This window comes from Halogeometricum sp. S1BR25-6 (genome assembly GCF_031624495.1).
In the GTDB taxonomy this organism is placed as follows: Archaea; Halobacteriota; Halobacteria; order Halobacteriales; family Haloferacaceae; genus Halogeometricum; species Halogeometricum salsisoli.
Window position 1 is genome coordinate 502724 of sequence record NZ_JAMQOP010000001.1, and the last position, 14457, is coordinate 517180.

The window sequence follows — 14457 nt, forward strand, 5'->3', positions numbered from 1 at the left end:
CGTCTCGGCGCGTATACGTATCGAAATGGTTTTAGGTCCATCTGGCTAAACACGCCAACACAGAGCGCCTTAGCGCGTGACCTACCCATGAGTGACAAACCGCACCAGAACTTGGCCATCATCGGCCACGTTGACCACGGCAAGAGTACGCTGGTCGGACGACTCCTGTTCGAGACAGGATCCGTTCCGGAACACGTAATCGAGCAGCACCGAGAAGAAGCAGAGGAGAAGGGCAAGGGCGGCTTCGAGTTCGCCTACGTCATGGACAACCTCGCCGAAGAGCGAGAGCGCGGTGTCACCATCGACATCGCCCACCAGGAGTTCGACACGGACGAGTACTACTTCACCATCGTCGACTGTCCTGGCCACCGCGACTTCGTGAAGAACATGATCACGGGGGCCTCGCAGGCCGACAACGCCGTCCTCGTGGTCGCCGCCGACGACGGCGTCGCACCTCAGACCCGAGAGCACGTCTTCCTGGCCCGCACGCTGGGTATCAACGAGCTCATCATCGCGGTCAACAAGATGGACGTCGTCGACTACAGCGAGGACACCTACAACGAGGTCAAAGAGGAGGTTCAGCAGCTCCTCAAGCAGGTCCGTTTCCGTTCGGACGACGCGACCTACATCCCCATCTCGGCGTTCGAGGGCGACAACATAGCCGAGCGCTCGGACAACACCGACTGGTACGACGGCGAGATCCTGCTCGAGGCTCTCAACAGTCTGCCGGAGACGGAGCCGCCGACGGACGCGCCGCTTCGCCTCCCCATCCAGGACGTCTACACCATCTCGGGCATCGGTACCGTCCCCGTCGGACGTATCGAGACCGGTACGCTCAACCCCGGTAACAACGTCTCCTTCCAGCCCTCGGACGTGGGCGGCGAAGTGAAGACGGTCGAGATGCACCACGAGGAAGTCGACAGCGCCGGGCCCGGCGACAACGTCGGGTTCAACGTGCGCGGCGTCGGCAAGGACGACATCCGCCGCGGCGACGTCTGCGGTCCCGCGGACGACCCGCCGTCGGTCGCCGAGACGTTCAAGGCCCAGATCGTCGTGATGCAGCACCCCTCGGTCATCACCGCGGGTTACACGCCGGTCTTCCACGCGCACACCGCGCAGGTCGCGTGTACCATCGAGGCCATCGACCAGAAGCTCGACCCCGCGTCGGGCGAGGTCGCAGAGGAGAACCCCGACTTCATCAAGTCCGGCGACGCGGCGGTCGTCACCGTCCGCCCGCAGAAGCCGCTTAGCATCGAACCGTCCGGCGAGATTCCGGAGCTCGGTTCCTTCGCAGTCCGCGACATGGGTCAGACCATCGCGGCCGGGAAGGTCCTCGAGGTCAACGAGCGATAGATGCAGCAGGCACGCGTTCGTCTCGCCGGGACCAGCCCGGACGACCTCGACGACATCTGCGACGACGTCCGCGAAATCGCGAACAAGACGGGCGTCAACCTCAGCGGACCGATTCCGCTGCCGACGAAGACCCTGGAGGTTCCCACCCGCAAGTCCCCCGACGGCGAGGGGACGGCGACGTGGGAGCACTGGGAGATGCGCGTCCACAAGCGTCTCATCGACATCGACGCCGACGAACGCGCCCTGCGTCAGCTGATGCGGATTCAGGTGCCGAGCGACGTCAGCATCGAGATCGTTCTCGAAGACTGACTCGCTTCCCTGCCGCATCGACTCGCGTCGTCCACGCGGACGACGAACCGGCGCGCGTCTGGCCGCTCGACTCGAAGCCACGACGCTAAGGCGCACGCGCCGCTTTCTCTCGCGTTTCTCGCTCCGGTGAGCGGCTGCTTTGTTTCGCCCTCGCCGTTCGTCGGCCTGCGGAGACCGCACGACTGCGGTCGTGTCCCGTGTCAGTGCCTCTCTCGCCGGCTGCGAAACAGAAGGTACAAATGACCGGACGCCTTCGAACGAAGTGCGGGCTCGTAGATCAGTGGCAGATCGCTTCCTTCGCAAGGAAGAGGCCCGGGGTTCAAATCCCCGCGAGTCCACTACATTCTCTCGACACCACCGACGAGCGAAGCGAGTCGCGTGTGTCGAGTGCTGACGTGTACTGTCCGAGCGGAGATTTGAGCAGCGAGCGAACGTAGTGAGCGAGTGAGTTCAAATCCCCGCGAGTCCATTTCCTTTCGCTCACTTCGTTCGCTCCAGTCGATGGACTCGCTTGCTGCTCGAAAATCTTCGATTTTCGGCATGACGAGACGGCTTCGCCGTCTCGAACCACCCCGCTCGCTTCGCTCGCGGGGACCCCGCGAGTCCACTAACTTCTCTCGACACCGTTGATGAGCGACCTACGCGCCGACACCTCGCACGCCACTCGTCCAAACCACTGCAACCGCAGATTTTTCTAATCTGACAACGGTGACACGAGTAGGAAACGCCGCGATTCGCGCGACGCGAGCGGCGAGGACAACCAATGACGAAACAGACCACCTCCACCGGGCCGGACGGACGCTCGATACCAGACCTCTCCTACGACGAACTGGCGAACGAAATCGTCGGCGTCGTCGCCGAAACGAAGGGCTGCGACCCGACGACGCTGCGTCCGGTCTCCCAGGTGATGGACGCCGAGGCGGCCGACAGAGTGCTCGAAAACCCGAACACGGGTCTCTCGGTCGCCTTCGAGTACGAGGATGGCGTCGTCCGCGTGGACGACCACGAAGTCCGATTCGAGATGTCGAAGGAGTAGCGACCGGCCGCGTCCGCGTCGGTCGGGGCCGGTTGAGCGACTTACCGCCGTTCGTCGGTCGGTTTCTCGAACACGCGTTGGAGTTCGTCGCCGATACCGTCCTGCCACTTCCGACCGCACTCCTCGCAGACGTAGTCGGCGCCGTCCGCGCTGTGCGGGTCGGGGTCCGCTAGCGTCTCGCCGCAGTTAGGACAGTCGGTCACGTGAACGACGAGGGCACCCGCGCGCATGAGTGTGGTGGCGCTCTCGGAGGGCGCGCTCGACGGCCCCCGTCCTCTCTCCCGACGAGAATCAGCCGCCGCGTATACTCCCTCCGAGCGCCTCCCTTCGCTCGAACACATGTCCGCCACGTCCGAATCCTCGTCCCGGAGGCTCGCCCGCGCACCGCGACTGCTCGGTCCGCTCGCCGCCTGGGCGCTGATGGCCGTCGTCGCTGTTCTCAATGGGGTCTTCCGCGAGACGGTGCTCGTCCCGCGCATCGGCGAGTACGTCGGCCACGTTCTCAGCACCGGACTCCTCGCGGCCGCGATTGCAGCCGTCTCGTACGCCTTCTTCGCGACCACCGACGCCGAGTACGCGCGCGGCGAACTGTTGGCGGTCGGTACGGGGTGGACCGTCCTGACCGTCGGCTTCGAGTTCCTCGTCGGCTACGTCGAGGGGACGCCCGTCTCCGTGACGCTCGGACAATACGACGTCCTCGCGGGACAGGTGTGGATTCTCGTGCCGCTGACGCTGTTCGTGACGCCGCTGCTGTTCGGTCGCCGGTTCCGCCGGTAGAGGCTCGCGCCGCCGCGCGCCCCTGCGAGGATTCTCCGGGCCGTCGGCGCTACCCTTATGGACCGACCCCTCGACGTACGTCCATGGAGGATATTTTCGTCGCGCGCCTGATGTCGACATCGACGCACACCGTCTCGCCCGACACGCTCGTCGAGGACGCCGCGCAGATGATGATGGAGGAGGGCATCGGTTCGGTGATGGTCGTCGACGACGACAATCAGGTGGTCGGCATCCTCACCAACACCGACTTCGTGAGAATCGTCGCCGAACGCAAGCCGAAGGACCGCACGCCCGTCTCCGAGTACATGACCGAGGACGTGGTGACGACGACGGCGCAGGTGTCCATCCGCGACGTGGCCGACACGATGATGAACCACGGATTCCACCACGTGCCCGTCGTCGACGAGGAGGAGGGCGTCATCGGCATCATAACGACGACCGACCTCGCCGCCTACCTCTCGACGGCCGAGGCGCCCAGTCCCTCCTGAGGACGGACGCCGAACCGCACGACCGACCGCTCTTCTTCGCCCGTCGCTTCCGACGTGCTCATCGGTACCACTAAGCGTTCCCTCTGCGCACGGAGGGTATGGACGACGCGGAGTACGACGAACTCACCTCCTCGTTGACGCCGAACGAGGCCGTCGACGGGGTCACGACGTACCGCAACACCGTGAGCATCGCCTGTCCCGCCTGCGGGGACCCGTTCGACGACTTGGTCGTCTGCGAGGGCGAGTACAGCAGCCTCGAACTCAGCCGTATGCTCGACCTCTGCGTGTCGACGCACGAGGACGAGGTCGTGCTGTTCACGCACAAACAGTAACAAAAAATCCGGCGGCGAACCGTCCGCCTGCGCCTACGCCTCTTCTTCCGGCGGCAGACCGTTCTCGTCAACGACCTCGCCGTCGTCGTCGACGGTGACGATGCCGCGGTTGTTCACCGCGTAGGGGTCGAGGCCGACCTCTTCGAGGAACTGTTTGTACAGTCGCTCGGCCGTTTCGGCGTCCTTCTGCCGGTCGGAGGCCCGGTCGCAGAGTTCGATGAGGTCCTCGGGGACGTCGTTCTCGTGGACGATCCAGTGGTTGATGAGGTCCGAGAGCCGACGGATGGGCGAGGTGAAGTGCCCGTAGATGTCGAAGTTCAGGGCGTGGTGCCCGCCGAAGGGGTCGTTCATGTACTTCGCGCGCGGCATCACCTTCAGTACGGCGCGCTGAATCTTGTTCAGGGCGCGGCCCGGCGAGTCTTCCAAGGCGGCGTTGACGGCCTTCCGCGGGTCGTCGAACGACGCGCTCGGGATGGAGACGCCGTCGAGTTCCATGATTTCGCGCAGCGCCTTGTCCCACTGGTCGGGCGTCGGTTGCGGGTGGACGCGGTACATCGCCTCGACGCCGCGACCCCACATCAGTTCGTGCGTGACGGCCTTGTTCGCCTTCAGCATGCACTCCTCGATGATGGTGTGCGCGCGGTCGCGACTCGGATTCAGAACGAGAGAGCCGTCTTCCTTCCGCTGTTCGTGCATTCGGTCGGCGAGTTCGTAGACGAGCGTGCACTCCTCGTGGAGGGCGGCGTCCTCGTCTTCGAGGCGCTTCTCGGCCTGCGAGTAGGTGAGCCGTTCGTCCGACTCGATGACGGACTTGTAGATATCGATGGTCTCGAAGGAGAGGTTCTCCTTGTCTATCTCCATCTCGACGGTGTGCGCCAAGCGGTCCTCGTTGGGGACCAGCGAACACACCGTCTCCGCCAGCGTCGGCGGCAGCATGTGGATGGTGTAGGCGGGGAGGTAGACGGTGTTGCCCCGCTTGACCGCCTCGGCCCACATCTCCGACCCGGGGTGGACGTAGTGGGTCACGTCGGCGATGTGGACCCACAGTGTGTACGTCTCCTCGTCCTCCGCGATGGAGATTGCGTCGTCGAAGTCCTGCGCGTCGATGGGGTCGGTCGTCCACGTTGTCAGTTCCCGGAGGTCCTGCCGTTCGTCGACCTCCTCTCGAATCTCCGCCTGTACGTCTTTCGTGCGCTCTCTGGCCTCCGTGAGGACGGGGCCGGGGAACGCGTCGCGTATCTCGAACTCCTCGAAGAGTTCTTCGCGCTTCTCCTGCAGTTGCCGGGCGACGTCGGGACTGATCTCGACGGGGCCCTGCCCCTCAGCCGTCCCGGCCTGCGCCTGCGCGTCGTTCGACATGCCCTCGACTAAACGCGAGAGGTAGTTAGGCGTGTCGCACTATCCGATTCGCGCTCGCCTCGGAGAAGCGCCGCCGTCCGACGTCGAGACGGGCCGCGCGGCTACCGTTCCCGCTCCGTCTCCTCGGCGGGACCGTATCGCTCTTCGACGGCGTCGACGTACCGCCGCAGGAACTCCGTTTGCTGCAGGCCGTCCGCCTCGATGTCCACGAGGAGCGACTCCAGTTCCGCGCGCGGTTGGTGGCACAGTCCGCGGTAACACTCCTTGCAGAGGTGCTCGAACTCCTTGCCGCGCCGGTTCCAGCGGTCTCCTTCCTTGTCGTACTCTCGCGCCTCTCCCCGAAGGATCGACGTCCCGCAAGCGATACAGACGACCGTCTTCTGACCCCGGTTGGTCCGGGAACGCCACATAGAAGCCAGCATGAACCCGCGTTACTTAGCGTTTGTTCCGCGTCCGCACCCGACGGGCGCCGCTCACCCGCGGACGCCTGACGCTGCCCCGGATAGCGGTCGATTTATTCACCGCGGTCGCGTGGTCGGGGGTATGAAGGTCAAGTCCCGCCACCACCTTCGCTCGGACGAGATTTCGGAGTTGGAGGACGCCATCGCCGAACAGACCGGCGTGGCGCTGGACGGCGACACCTACGAGATGGTCGAACTCGCCGACGCCGACTTCGACGTGGTCCTCGTCGACGGCGACCCGGTGGTCGTCTATATGGACGACGAGCGCCCCTTCCTCACCGTTGCGGGCGCCAACGGCTACGAACCGACGTCGAACGTCGTCACCGTCGACGCGGGCGCCGTCTCGTTCGTCAGCGACGGCGCAGACGTGATGCGCCCCGGCATCGTCGACGCCGACGACGGCATCGAGGCGGGCGACCTGGTCCTGATAGCCGAGGAGACGCACGGCAAGGTGCTCGCTGTCGGCCGCGCCCTCGAAGCCGGGTCGGAGATGGTCGGCGACTCGGGCAAGGTCGTCGAATCGCTCCACCACGTCGGCGACGACCTGTTCCAGTTCTCCGTCTGAGCGGCGTCGTCGCCGCCGCCCGCTCACTCCTGATACTTCTCGACCGCCGCCTCGTACCCCTCCCGGGCCGTCTCGTACGTCTCTCGAAGGTCCGAAACCGGCGTCCGCGTCGCGTCGACGCGCAGGTCGTCGTAGTACGGCCGCGGCGACAGTTCCTCGGTGGTCTCGACCACCAGCGCGGCGCTCTGCACTTCCAGGTCCTCGCGCTTGTCGCCGCCCGCCTCGTGGCCCGCGTCGAGGGCGTCCACCAATCGCTTCGCCAGCGGTTCGTCCCGGTTCCCGGACTCGTACGCCTCGGCGGCGGCGTCGAGGACGGACTCGCCGACGAGGAGGTTGCCCGCGACGGTGTAGTTCTCGCCGACGCGGTGACCGAACCAGCCCTGACACTCCTCGCCGGAGAACGCGAACTCCCCCTCCGACCCGACGCCGTGCAGTTGTCGCTGCTCGCGCCCGCCGTCGGCGTTCAGGAGGGCCTGCAGGGCGTCGTCGACGGCGAGGCCGTCGTCGAGGTAGGCGATTCCCTTCTGCCCCAACTCGACGTTCACGAGGCTCTGCGTCGCCACCGCGCCGTGCTCGGAGGCGAACGGACAGAGCGTCCCGACGCCCGGCAGGCGCGTCGTGACGGCGACGCCGAACCGCGTCTGCTCCTCGCCCAGTTCGTCCTCGTACCGCTCGCGGACGCAGATGCTGAACGTCACGTTCGCGGGTCGGCCGCCCGGCGCAAAAACCCCGGTATCCCGGCTCGTCGCGCCCGTTCTGTCGGACGTCTGACGAGCGTCTGACGTAAGAACTATCCCGGCCGTAGCGGTTGTAGCCGACATGGGAATCATGAGCAAAATCCTCAGCGGCGGTGAGAGTCACACCACTGAGGACTACGTCGAACTCGACTTGGACGACTTCGACACCGCTCGCGGCGAAGCGGGGATGAGCGTCCGCATCGCAAGTATCGGCGGCAAGCAGGACGTCGTCGCCATCAAGGACGCCGTCTACGACGGCAACCTCGTCATCGCGGACATCACGCGGCACACCACCTCCGACAGCACGATGGAACACATCGTCGACGACCTGCGACAGGTGGCCGACGAGGTGGACGGCGACATCGTCCAGAAGGGCGACGACCAGATAATCATCGCTCCCACGGGCGTCACCATCGCCCGCGAGAAACTGTCGTAGTCCGTCGCTCGCGCCCGCCCCGACGCGACCGCGAACCGCCGCGCTGAGGTGTGCTATCCTACCACAACCGATGGGTTTAGCCGTCCGCTCACCTTAGCCGAGCGTAGATGAGCAAGGACTTCATCGAGGTGCGAGGCGCCGAAGAACACAACCTCAAAGACCTCGACGTCCGGATTCCCCGCGAAGCGTTCACCGTCGTCACCGGCCTCTCGGGGTCGGGCAAGTCGTCGCTCGCTTTCGAGACGATTTACGCCGAGGGACAACGACGGTACATCGAGTCGCTGTCGGCGTACGCCCGCAACTTCCTCGGGCAGATGGACAAACCGCAGGTCGAGGCGGTCGAGGGTCTCTCGCCCGCCATCTCCATCGACCAGAAGAACGCGGCGAACAACCCGCGTTCGACCGTCGGCACGGTGACCGAACTCCACGACTACCTCCGTCTGCTGTACGCCCGCGTGGGCACGCAGTACGACCCCATCACGGGCGAGGAAGTCGGCGAGCAGTCCGCACAGGACATGGTGACGCAGATTCTCTCGCTGCCGGAGGGGACGCGCGCGAAGATTATCGCGCCCGTCGTCCGCGACCAGAAGGGGGCCTTCGAGGACCTGTTCGACGACTTGGTCGCCGACGGTTACGCCCGCGTCGAAGTCGACGGCGAGGAGTTCGACCTCACGGTCGAGCGACCGGACCTCGACAAGAACTACGACCACACCGTCGACGTGGTGGTCGACCGAGTGAAGATACGCCCGGAGGACCGCTCCAGAATCGGCGACAGCGTCGAGACGGCGTTGGAGGAGGCCGACGGTATGCTAAAACTCGTCGTGCCGGACCCGCCCGAGGACGTGCCGTTCGCGTCGAACACCCGCTCTACGGGTGACCTCGCGGGCGAGGGCGACGACCGACTCGTCGTGCAGTTCTCCGAGGAACTGGGCAACCCCAACTCGGAGTTCCAGTTCTCCGAGATAGAGACGCGGTCGTTCTCGTTCAACAGTCCGCACGGCGCCTGTCCGGCCTGCGAGGGTCTCGGTCAGACGAAGGAGGTAGACGAGGAACTCGTCGTCGTCGACCCCTCGAAACCCATCAAGGACGTCTTCGAGCCGTGGTCGTACAACCGCTCGTACTACCGCACGCGCCTCGACTCGGTGGCGGCGCACTTCGACGTGAGCGTCGACACGCCGTTCGAGGAACTGCACGAGGCCGTTCAGGGCGCGTTCCTCTACGGCACCGACGAACAGGTCGTCTTCGAGCGACAGACGCGCAACGGGACTCGGCGAAAGGAGAAGCGCTTCGAGGGCGTCATTCCGAACCTCGAACGCCGCCACGTCGAGACGGACTCCGACTCCACGCGCGACCACATCGAGAAGTACATGGCGACGACCACCTGCCCCGAGTGCGACGGCACGCGCCTGAAAGAGCAGTCCCGGCACGTCCTCGTCGCCGACACCGCCATCACCGAAGTCAACCGGATGAGCATCGGCGACGCCCTCGAACACTTCGAGGGATTAGAGGCCGAACTCGGCGAGCGAGAACTGACCATCGCCGAGGAGATTCTCAAGGAGATTCGCGCCCGCCTCGGCTTCATGGAGGAAGTTGGGTTAGAGTACCTCACCTTGGACCGCGAGGCGGCCACCCTGTCGGGCGGGGAGAGCCAGCGCATCCGCCTGGCCACGCAGGTCGGGTCCGGTCTGGTCGGCGTCCTCTACGTGCTCGACGAACCGTCCATCGGTCTCCACCAGCGGGACAACGACCGCCTGCTAAACACCTTGGAGGGTCTCAGAGACCTCGGGAACACCCTCATCGTCGTCGAACACGACGAGGAGACGATGCGCCGCGCGGACACCGTCGTGGACATGGGTCCCGGTCCGGGCAAGCGCGGCGGCGAAGTCGTCGCGCAGGGCGACTTCGACGACATCTGCGCGGCCGAGGAGTCCCTCACGGGCGAGTACCTCTCGGGCCGACGGGAGATTCCCGTCCCCGAGGAGCGCCGCACCTCGGAGGGGGCGCTCACCGTCCGCGGCGCGCGCCAGCACAACCTGAAGAACCTCGACGTCGACCTACCCATCGGGCAGTTCACCGCCATCACCGGCGTCTCCGGGTCGGGTAAGTCGACGCTGATGCACGAGATACTGTACAAGGGACTCGCGCGGACGATGAACGACAACACGTCGGTTCACCCCGGCGAACACGACGCCATCGAGGGCACCGAGCACATCGAGACGGTGCGCCTCATCGACCAATCGCCCATCGGTCGGACGCCCCGGTCGAACCCCGCGACGTACACCGGCGTGTTCGACTACATCCGCGAACTGTTCGCGCAGACGAAACTGTCGAAGCAGCGCGGCTACGAGAAGGGCCGCTTCTCGTTCAACGTGAAGGGCGGGCGCTGTGAGGCCTGCGGCGGGCAGGGGACGGTGAAGATAGAGATGAACTTCCTCTCGGACGTGTACGTCCCCTGCGAGGAGTGCGGCGGCGCGCGCTACAACGACGCGACGCTGGACGTCACGTACAAGGACAAGACCATCTCGGACGTCCTCGACATGGAAGTCGCGGACGCCTTGGAGTTCTTCGAGTCGAACCGCCAGATTCGCCGCCGACTCCAACTCCTGAAGGACGTCGGCCTCGGCTACATGACGCTCGGCCAGCCCTCCACCACCCTCTCGGGCGGGGAGGCCCAGCGCGTCAAACTCGCCGAGGAGTTGGGGAAGAAGCAGACCGGCGAGACGCTCTACCTCCTGGACGAACCGACGACGGGCCTGCACAAAGAAGACGAGCGAAAACTCATCGACGTGCTCCAGCGACTCACCGACAACGGCAACACCGTCGTCGTCGTCGAACACGAACTCGATCTGGTGAAGAACGCCGACAACATCGTCGACTTGGGTCCCGAGGGCGGCGAGCACGGCGGCGAAATCGTCGCCGCCGGCACGCCCGAGGACGTCGCGCAGGTGGAGGAGTCCCACACGGGGCGGTATCTCCGCGACCTGCTCCCCGACGTCGACATCGAGGGACCGCGCTCGGACCGTCGCAAGCCGGCGAAGGCGCCGAGCGACGACTGACGGCTGACGGCTGACGGCTGACTCGCGACCGCGGTCGCGTCCCTCGCGGAGCAGTCGCCGGTCTCCGGCGGCGTTCGTCGCTCCGCTCGCTTCCGCTTCGGTTCTCGAAGTTGATTTCCCGACGTTCTCGAAGAGCGTCTCGCGCTCACTCCACCGTCGCCAACAGCGTCGCGGCGGCTACCAAGGAGACGGCAAGCGCGAAGATGCCGATGCTTTTCGTCGCCGTGGCGGCGTTCGGGCTTGCGGCGGCGGCGCTGTCGACCGATAGGAGGAACCCCGCGAGCCAGAATCCGCCGACGGCGACGCCGCTCATTCCCAGTGCGTATCTCGCCGTCCAGTTCGCGGACATACATCGGCTCTCTCGTCGGTGACAAAGAAACTGACCCTCCGGTTATCGAATTGGATACTTGGGCGCTCCGCAGTCGGCGGTCGACGTCCGTGCTCGGTGCCCGTGCGTACCCACGCAACCGTCAAGGCCGGCGGTGCGTTACGTTCGCGTATGACGACCTGCTACGTCGCGATGGCGGAGGACGTCCTCGTCGTCGGGGACGCCGAGACGGAGTCGCCGACGGCGCGCCGGACGTTCGAGGGGCACGAGGTGGAGTGTCTCGCCGCGGGCGACGACGCGCCGGCCCGCGCGTTCTGCGGGACGTTCGAGTCGGGTCTTCACCGGACCGACGACGCCGGGGAAACGTGGGACCGGGTCGGCGCCGACGCGATTCCCGAATCCGTGACGAGCGTCGCCGTCTCGCCGCACGACCCCGCCGTCGTCTACGCCGGGACGGAACCGAGCGCGGTCTTCGAATCGACCGACGCCGGCGAGACGTGGACGGAATTCGACGGCCTCGCGGACCTGCCGTCCGCCTCGGAGTGGTCGTTCCCGCCGCGCCCGGACACCCACCACGCGCGGTGGGTCGAACCGGACCCGGCGGACCCCGACCACCTGTACGTCGGCGTCGAGGCGGGTGCCCTCGTCCAGACGCGCGACGGCGGCGAGACGTGGGAGGACCGCGTCCCCTCGGCCCGGCGGGACACCCACTCGATGACGACGCACGGCGACGAACCGGGCCGCGCGTGGGTCGCCGCCGGCGACGGCTACGCCGAGACGCGCGACGGCGGCGAGACGTGGACGCACCCGCAGGCGGGACTGGACCACCGGTACTGCTGGAGCGTCGTCGTGGACGAGGCGGACCCCTCGCGCATCCTCCTCTCGTCGGCGTCCGGACCGCGCTCGGCGCACAATCCGGCGTCCGCCGAGTCGTACCTCTACCGACGCGAGGGCGGGACCGGTGACGACGGCGGCGCGTGGGAGCGACTCGACGACGCCGGGATTCCGACCGGTTCGGGCGTCGTCCGCGCGGTGCTCGCCCGCGGGCGTGACGCAGGCGCGTTCTACGCGGTCACCAACCGCGGCCTCTACCGCACCGCCGACGGGGGCGACTCGTTCGACCGCCTCGACGTGCCGTGGCCGGACGCCTACGAGGGGCAGACGCCGTCCGGCCTGGCCGTCGTCGGGGAGGCGAACCGCTGAACGGTCTCACGCCCCGATACTCGAATCGCCGGCGTGCATCCGTCGGAGTCGCGCCTCCCCCTCGGCCGCCAGCAGGGCGAGAACCAGCGGGAGAACCCAGCCGACGGCGTACAGCGCGCCGAACGACAGGCCGTCGCCGGAGGGGACGACGAGGACGAACCCGAGGCCGGCGCCGACGACGGCGGCCGGGGAGAGGCGACTGGTCTTGACGGCGACGTAGACGGGGACGGAACCGACGAGGACGAGTCCGACCGTGACCCAGACGGCGAGTCCGACGGTCGCGGGGTCGAGCGTCCGGAACTGGAGTCCGGAGAAGCCGACGACGACGGCGGCGTGGAGGACCCCGGCGGCGAGGGCGCCGACGCCCGTCTCGCCGTCGAGAGCGTCGTTGACGCGGGGGTGTCTGAGCGCGAGGTACTCGACGGCGGCGAGGGAGACGATGACCGCCTCCGCGAGGGCGACGCCGACGAGGAAGTCCGGGGCGACGAGCGAGTCGGGGGCGACGCCGCCCCGCCCGGTCCCGAGGCGCGGCCCGAACCCGATCCACGGCACCAACAGCAGCAGCGACGTGGTGATAGGGAGCGGAGTGAGAAGTCCGAGGTGATGTCCGACGACGACCACCAACCCGGCGGCGGCGAGCAAGACGACGAACAGTAGGGCGGTTCGAGCGTCGCCCATCGCGCCCGAGACACCCAAACTGAGGAGATAGCTCGTGAACGCGACGGGGGCGATGACGGCGGCGAGGAGAGCGTCCCGGCGCATACGTCCTTCTTCTCTATGCGTTGACTTATCACTACGCCCCGGCGTCAGTCTCTGCGCTCGCTCCGAAGTCGTGCAGACAGCGAAGGTATTTGTTCGCCGGCGGCCGAACCCGTAGCAAATGTATGATTTTGCCGTCGTCGGCGTCGGCCCCGCGGGCGCGCGCTTCGCCCGCCGGGCCGCGGCGGCCGGCCACGACGTCATCGCCTTCGAGAAGGGCGAGGTCGGCACGCCCCTGGCCTGTTCGGGCCACGTCAGCACCGACATCTGGGAGTACGTCCCTGACGGGGCGAAAGAGCGTCTCCTCCAAAACCGCGTCTACGGCGCGAACTTCCACGTCGGCGGCGCGGACTCGAACTCCTATCCCTTCTACAAGACCGAGGAGGTGTCGAACGTCATCGACCGCGTCGAACTCGACCGGACGCTCGCCGACTGCGCGCGCGAGGCGGGCGCCGACGTGCGGGAGCGACACACCGTCACGAGCGTCGAGGAGTTCCACGACCGCGTCGAACTCACCGTCTCGGCCGCCGGCGAGGAGGAGACGGTCGAGGCGAAGATGGCCGCCGGGTGTGACGGTCCGGTCTCGCGCGTCCGCCGGCAGGTCGGCCTCGACGAACCCGAGGAGATTCTGCACGGCGTCCTCGCGTTCGACGAAGCGCCCGACGACGGCGACTTCGTCGACGTCCACCTCACCGTCCCGCGCTTCTTCGCGTGGCGCATCCCGCGCGGCGACGCGGGCGTCGAGTACGGCCTCGCCGCGCCGCCGGGCGCGGAGGTCAACGAGATGTTCGACGTGCTCACCGACCAGTACGACGTGGAGACGACGCACTTCTGTTCGGGCGGCATCCCCATCGGACCTCCCGAACGCGTCACCACGCGCCGCGTCTTCCTCCTCGGTGACGCCGCCGCGCAGACGAAACCGTTCACCGGCGGCGGAATCCTGTACGGCATGACGGCCGCCGACCGCGCGGTGGAGACCGTCGACCCCGACGACCCGGCGACGCTCCGCGACTACGAGTCCGCGTGGCGGTCGGAGCTATCGAAGGAGATATCGATGGGTCGCTGGGTCCGCCGGGCGTACTCGCTCCCGGAACGGGTCCAACATCTCGGTCTGCGGTCGCTCTCGGGCGAGATTGCCGTCCACATGGACAAGCCGACGTCGTTCTTCTCGCGGGAGCACCTCGGGACGCTGTTGGGTCGCTGAGGCCTCTGAGGTCCCCGTCGGACTACTGGTTCCCCATCGCTCGCTTCGCTGACG

17 protein-coding genes and 1 tRNA gene are annotated in these 14457 nt (G+C 66.8%); 12 read left to right on the plus strand and 6 right to left on the minus strand.

The window, feature by feature from the left end:
* The first annotated feature begins 87 nt into the window (after positions 1 to 87).
* The 4 genes from tuf to NDI76_RS02620 all read left to right on the plus strand — a co-directional run bounded on the left by tuf (position 88) and on the right by NDI76_RS02620 (position 2698).
* Positions 88 to 1353, plus strand: a complete 1266-nt coding sequence (gene tuf, locus NDI76_RS02605; protein WP_310922452.1) for a translation elongation factor EF-1 subunit alpha — start codon at positions 88 to 90, stop codon at positions 1351 to 1353.
* Positions 1354 to 1662 carry a 30S ribosomal protein S10 gene (rpsJ, locus tag NDI76_RS02610; RefSeq protein ID WP_008387011.1) on the plus strand — a complete coding sequence of 103 codons (309 nt, stop codon included), beginning with the start codon at positions 1354 to 1356 and terminating at the stop codon, positions 1660 to 1662.
* Between the two features lie 266 nt (positions 1663 to 1928).
* Positions 1929 to 2000 (plus strand) — tRNA-Ala (locus NDI76_RS02615).
* A 425-nt stretch (positions 2001 to 2425) separates the two neighbouring features.
* Positions 2426 to 2698 carry a HalOD1 output domain-containing protein gene (locus tag NDI76_RS02620; RefSeq protein WP_310922453.1) on the plus strand — a complete coding sequence of 91 codons (273 nt, stop codon included), beginning with the start codon at positions 2426 to 2428 and terminating at the stop codon, positions 2696 to 2698.
* Between the two features lie 41 nt (positions 2699 to 2739).
* On the opposite strand, the gene NDI76_RS02625 is transcribed toward NDI76_RS02620, so the two are convergent.
* Positions 2740 to 2901, minus strand: a complete 162-nt coding sequence (locus tag NDI76_RS02625; protein ID WP_310922454.1) for a hypothetical protein — start codon at positions 2899 to 2901, stop codon at positions 2740 to 2742.
* 136 nt (positions 2902 to 3037) lie between these two features.
* On the opposite strand from NDI76_RS02625, the gene NDI76_RS02630 reads away from it, so the two are divergent.
* The 3 genes from NDI76_RS02630 (at position 3038) to NDI76_RS02640 (ending at position 4295) form a co-directional block, all read left to right on the plus strand.
* A complete protein-coding gene (locus NDI76_RS02630; RefSeq protein ID WP_310922455.1) occupies positions 3038 to 3475 on the plus strand; it encodes a hypothetical protein in 438 nt (145 codons plus the stop codon).
* 83 nt (positions 3476 to 3558) lie between these two features.
* Positions 3559 to 3963, plus strand: a complete 405-nt coding sequence (locus NDI76_RS02635; protein ID WP_310922456.1) for a CBS domain-containing protein — start codon at positions 3559 to 3561, stop codon at positions 3961 to 3963.
* 98 nt (positions 3964 to 4061) lie between these two features.
* Positions 4062 to 4295, plus strand: a complete 234-nt coding sequence (locus tag NDI76_RS02640) for a DUF7385 family protein (protein ID WP_310922457.1) — start codon at positions 4062 to 4064, stop codon at positions 4293 to 4295.
* A gap of 33 nt (positions 4296 to 4328) precedes the next feature.
* Here the strand turns inward: NDI76_RS02640 and NDI76_RS02645 are convergent, their stop codons facing one another.
* Positions 4329 to 5654 (minus strand): ribonuclease catalytic domain-containing protein, encoded by a 1326-nt coding sequence (locus tag NDI76_RS02645; RefSeq protein ID WP_310922458.1) that lies wholly within the window; start codon positions 5652 to 5654, stop codon positions 4329 to 4331.
* Between the two features lie 101 nt (positions 5655 to 5755).
* The gene (locus NDI76_RS02650; protein ID WP_310922459.1) at positions 5756 to 6064 is read right to left on the minus strand and encodes a DUF7562 family protein; all 309 of its coding nucleotides are present in this window, start codon (positions 6062 to 6064) and stop codon (positions 5756 to 5758) included.
* Positions 6065 to 6197: 133 nt separating this feature from the next.
* On the opposite strand from NDI76_RS02650, the gene NDI76_RS02655 reads away from it, so the two are divergent.
* The gene (locus tag NDI76_RS02655; protein ID WP_310922460.1) at positions 6198 to 6680 is read left to right on the plus strand and encodes an RNA-binding protein; all 483 of its coding nucleotides are present in this window, start codon (positions 6198 to 6200) and stop codon (positions 6678 to 6680) included.
* Between the two features lie 23 nt (positions 6681 to 6703).
* Here NDI76_RS02655 and NDI76_RS02660 read toward each other — a convergent pair whose 3' ends face one another.
* A complete protein-coding gene (locus NDI76_RS02660) occupies positions 6704 to 7378 on the minus strand; it encodes a DUF1028 domain-containing protein (protein WP_310922461.1) in 675 nt (224 codons plus the stop codon).
* Positions 7379 to 7499: 121 nt separating this feature from the next.
* Between NDI76_RS02660 and NDI76_RS02665 the strand changes: the two genes are divergently transcribed.
* The gene (locus NDI76_RS02665) at positions 7500 to 7853 is read left to right on the plus strand and encodes a cell division protein SepF (RefSeq protein WP_310922463.1); all 354 of its coding nucleotides are present in this window, start codon (positions 7500 to 7502) and stop codon (positions 7851 to 7853) included.
* Positions 7854 to 7960: 107 nt separating this feature from the next.
* A complete protein-coding gene (uvrA, locus tag NDI76_RS02670; RefSeq protein WP_310922464.1) occupies positions 7961 to 10909 on the plus strand; it encodes an excinuclease ABC subunit UvrA in 2949 nt (982 codons plus the stop codon).
* A 145-nt stretch (positions 10910 to 11054) separates the two neighbouring features.
* Here uvrA and NDI76_RS02675 read toward each other — a convergent pair whose 3' ends face one another.
* A complete protein-coding gene (locus NDI76_RS02675; RefSeq protein WP_310922465.1) occupies positions 11055 to 11258 on the minus strand; it encodes a hypothetical protein in 204 nt (67 codons plus the stop codon).
* A 171-nt stretch (positions 11259 to 11429) separates the two neighbouring features.
* Between NDI76_RS02675 and NDI76_RS02680 the strand changes: the two genes are divergently transcribed.
* Positions 11430 to 12440 carry a WD40/YVTN/BNR-like repeat-containing protein gene (locus NDI76_RS02680; RefSeq protein ID WP_310923854.1) on the plus strand — a complete coding sequence of 337 codons (1011 nt, stop codon included), beginning with the start codon at positions 11430 to 11432 and terminating at the stop codon, positions 12438 to 12440.
* Positions 12441 to 12446: 6 nt separating this feature from the next.
* On the opposite strand, the gene NDI76_RS02685 is transcribed toward NDI76_RS02680, so the two are convergent.
* On the minus strand, positions 12447 to 13202 hold the full coding sequence (locus NDI76_RS02685; protein ID WP_310922467.1) for a hypothetical protein: 756 nt from the start codon (positions 13200 to 13202) through the stop codon (positions 12447 to 12449).
* A 118-nt stretch (positions 13203 to 13320) separates the two neighbouring features.
* Between NDI76_RS02685 and NDI76_RS02690 the strand changes: the two genes are divergently transcribed.
* Positions 13321 to 14403, plus strand: a complete 1083-nt coding sequence (locus NDI76_RS02690) for a geranylgeranyl reductase family protein (protein WP_310922468.1) — start codon at positions 13321 to 13323, stop codon at positions 14401 to 14403.
* Positions 14404 to 14457: the final 54 nt, after the last annotated feature.

What these genes read in the sequence shown, in the direction of transcription:
- NDI76_RS02650 (WP_310922459.1), bottom strand. Translation starts at nt 6,064, where the DNA reads ATGTGGCGTTCCCGGACCAACCGGGGTCAGAAGACGGTCGTCTGTATC.
- NDI76_RS02620 (WP_310922453.1), top strand. Translation starts at nt 2,426, where the DNA reads ATGACGAAACAGACCACCTCCACCGGGCCGGACGGACGCTCGATACCA.
- tuf (WP_310922452.1), top strand. Translation starts at nt 88, where the DNA reads ATGAGTGACAAACCGCACCAGAACTTGGCCATCATCGGCCACGTTGAC.
- rpsJ (WP_008387011.1), top strand. Translation starts at nt 1,354, where the DNA reads ATGCAGCAGGCACGCGTTCGTCTCGCCGGGACCAGCCCGGACGACCTC.
- NDI76_RS02630 (WP_310922455.1), top strand. Translation starts at nt 3,038, where the DNA reads ATGTCCGCCACGTCCGAATCCTCGTCCCGGAGGCTCGCCCGCGCACCG.
- NDI76_RS02685 (WP_310922467.1), bottom strand. Translation starts at nt 13,202, where the DNA reads ATGCGCCGGGACGCTCTCCTCGCCGCCGTCATCGCCCCCGTCGCGTTC.
- NDI76_RS02675 (WP_310922465.1), bottom strand. Translation starts at nt 11,258, where the DNA reads ATGTCCGCGAACTGGACGGCGAGATACGCACTGGGAATGAGCGGCGTC.
- NDI76_RS02645 (WP_310922458.1), bottom strand. Translation starts at nt 5,654, where the DNA reads ATGTCGAACGACGCGCAGGCGCAGGCCGGGACGGCTGAGGGGCAGGGC.
- NDI76_RS02680 (WP_310923854.1), top strand. Translation starts at nt 11,430, where the DNA reads ATGGCGGAGGACGTCCTCGTCGTCGGGGACGCCGAGACGGAGTCGCCG.
- NDI76_RS02640 (WP_310922457.1), top strand. Translation starts at nt 4,062, where the DNA reads ATGGACGACGCGGAGTACGACGAACTCACCTCCTCGTTGACGCCGAAC.
- NDI76_RS02655 (WP_310922460.1), top strand. Translation starts at nt 6,198, where the DNA reads ATGAAGGTCAAGTCCCGCCACCACCTTCGCTCGGACGAGATTTCGGAG.
- NDI76_RS02635 (WP_310922456.1), top strand. Translation starts at nt 3,559, where the DNA reads ATGGAGGATATTTTCGTCGCGCGCCTGATGTCGACATCGACGCACACC.
- NDI76_RS02690 (WP_310922468.1), top strand. Translation starts at nt 13,321, where the DNA reads ATGTATGATTTTGCCGTCGTCGGCGTCGGCCCCGCGGGCGCGCGCTTC.
- uvrA (WP_310922464.1), top strand. Translation starts at nt 7,961, where the DNA reads ATGAGCAAGGACTTCATCGAGGTGCGAGGCGCCGAAGAACACAACCTC.
- NDI76_RS02665 (WP_310922463.1), top strand. Translation starts at nt 7,500, where the DNA reads ATGGGAATCATGAGCAAAATCCTCAGCGGCGGTGAGAGTCACACCACT.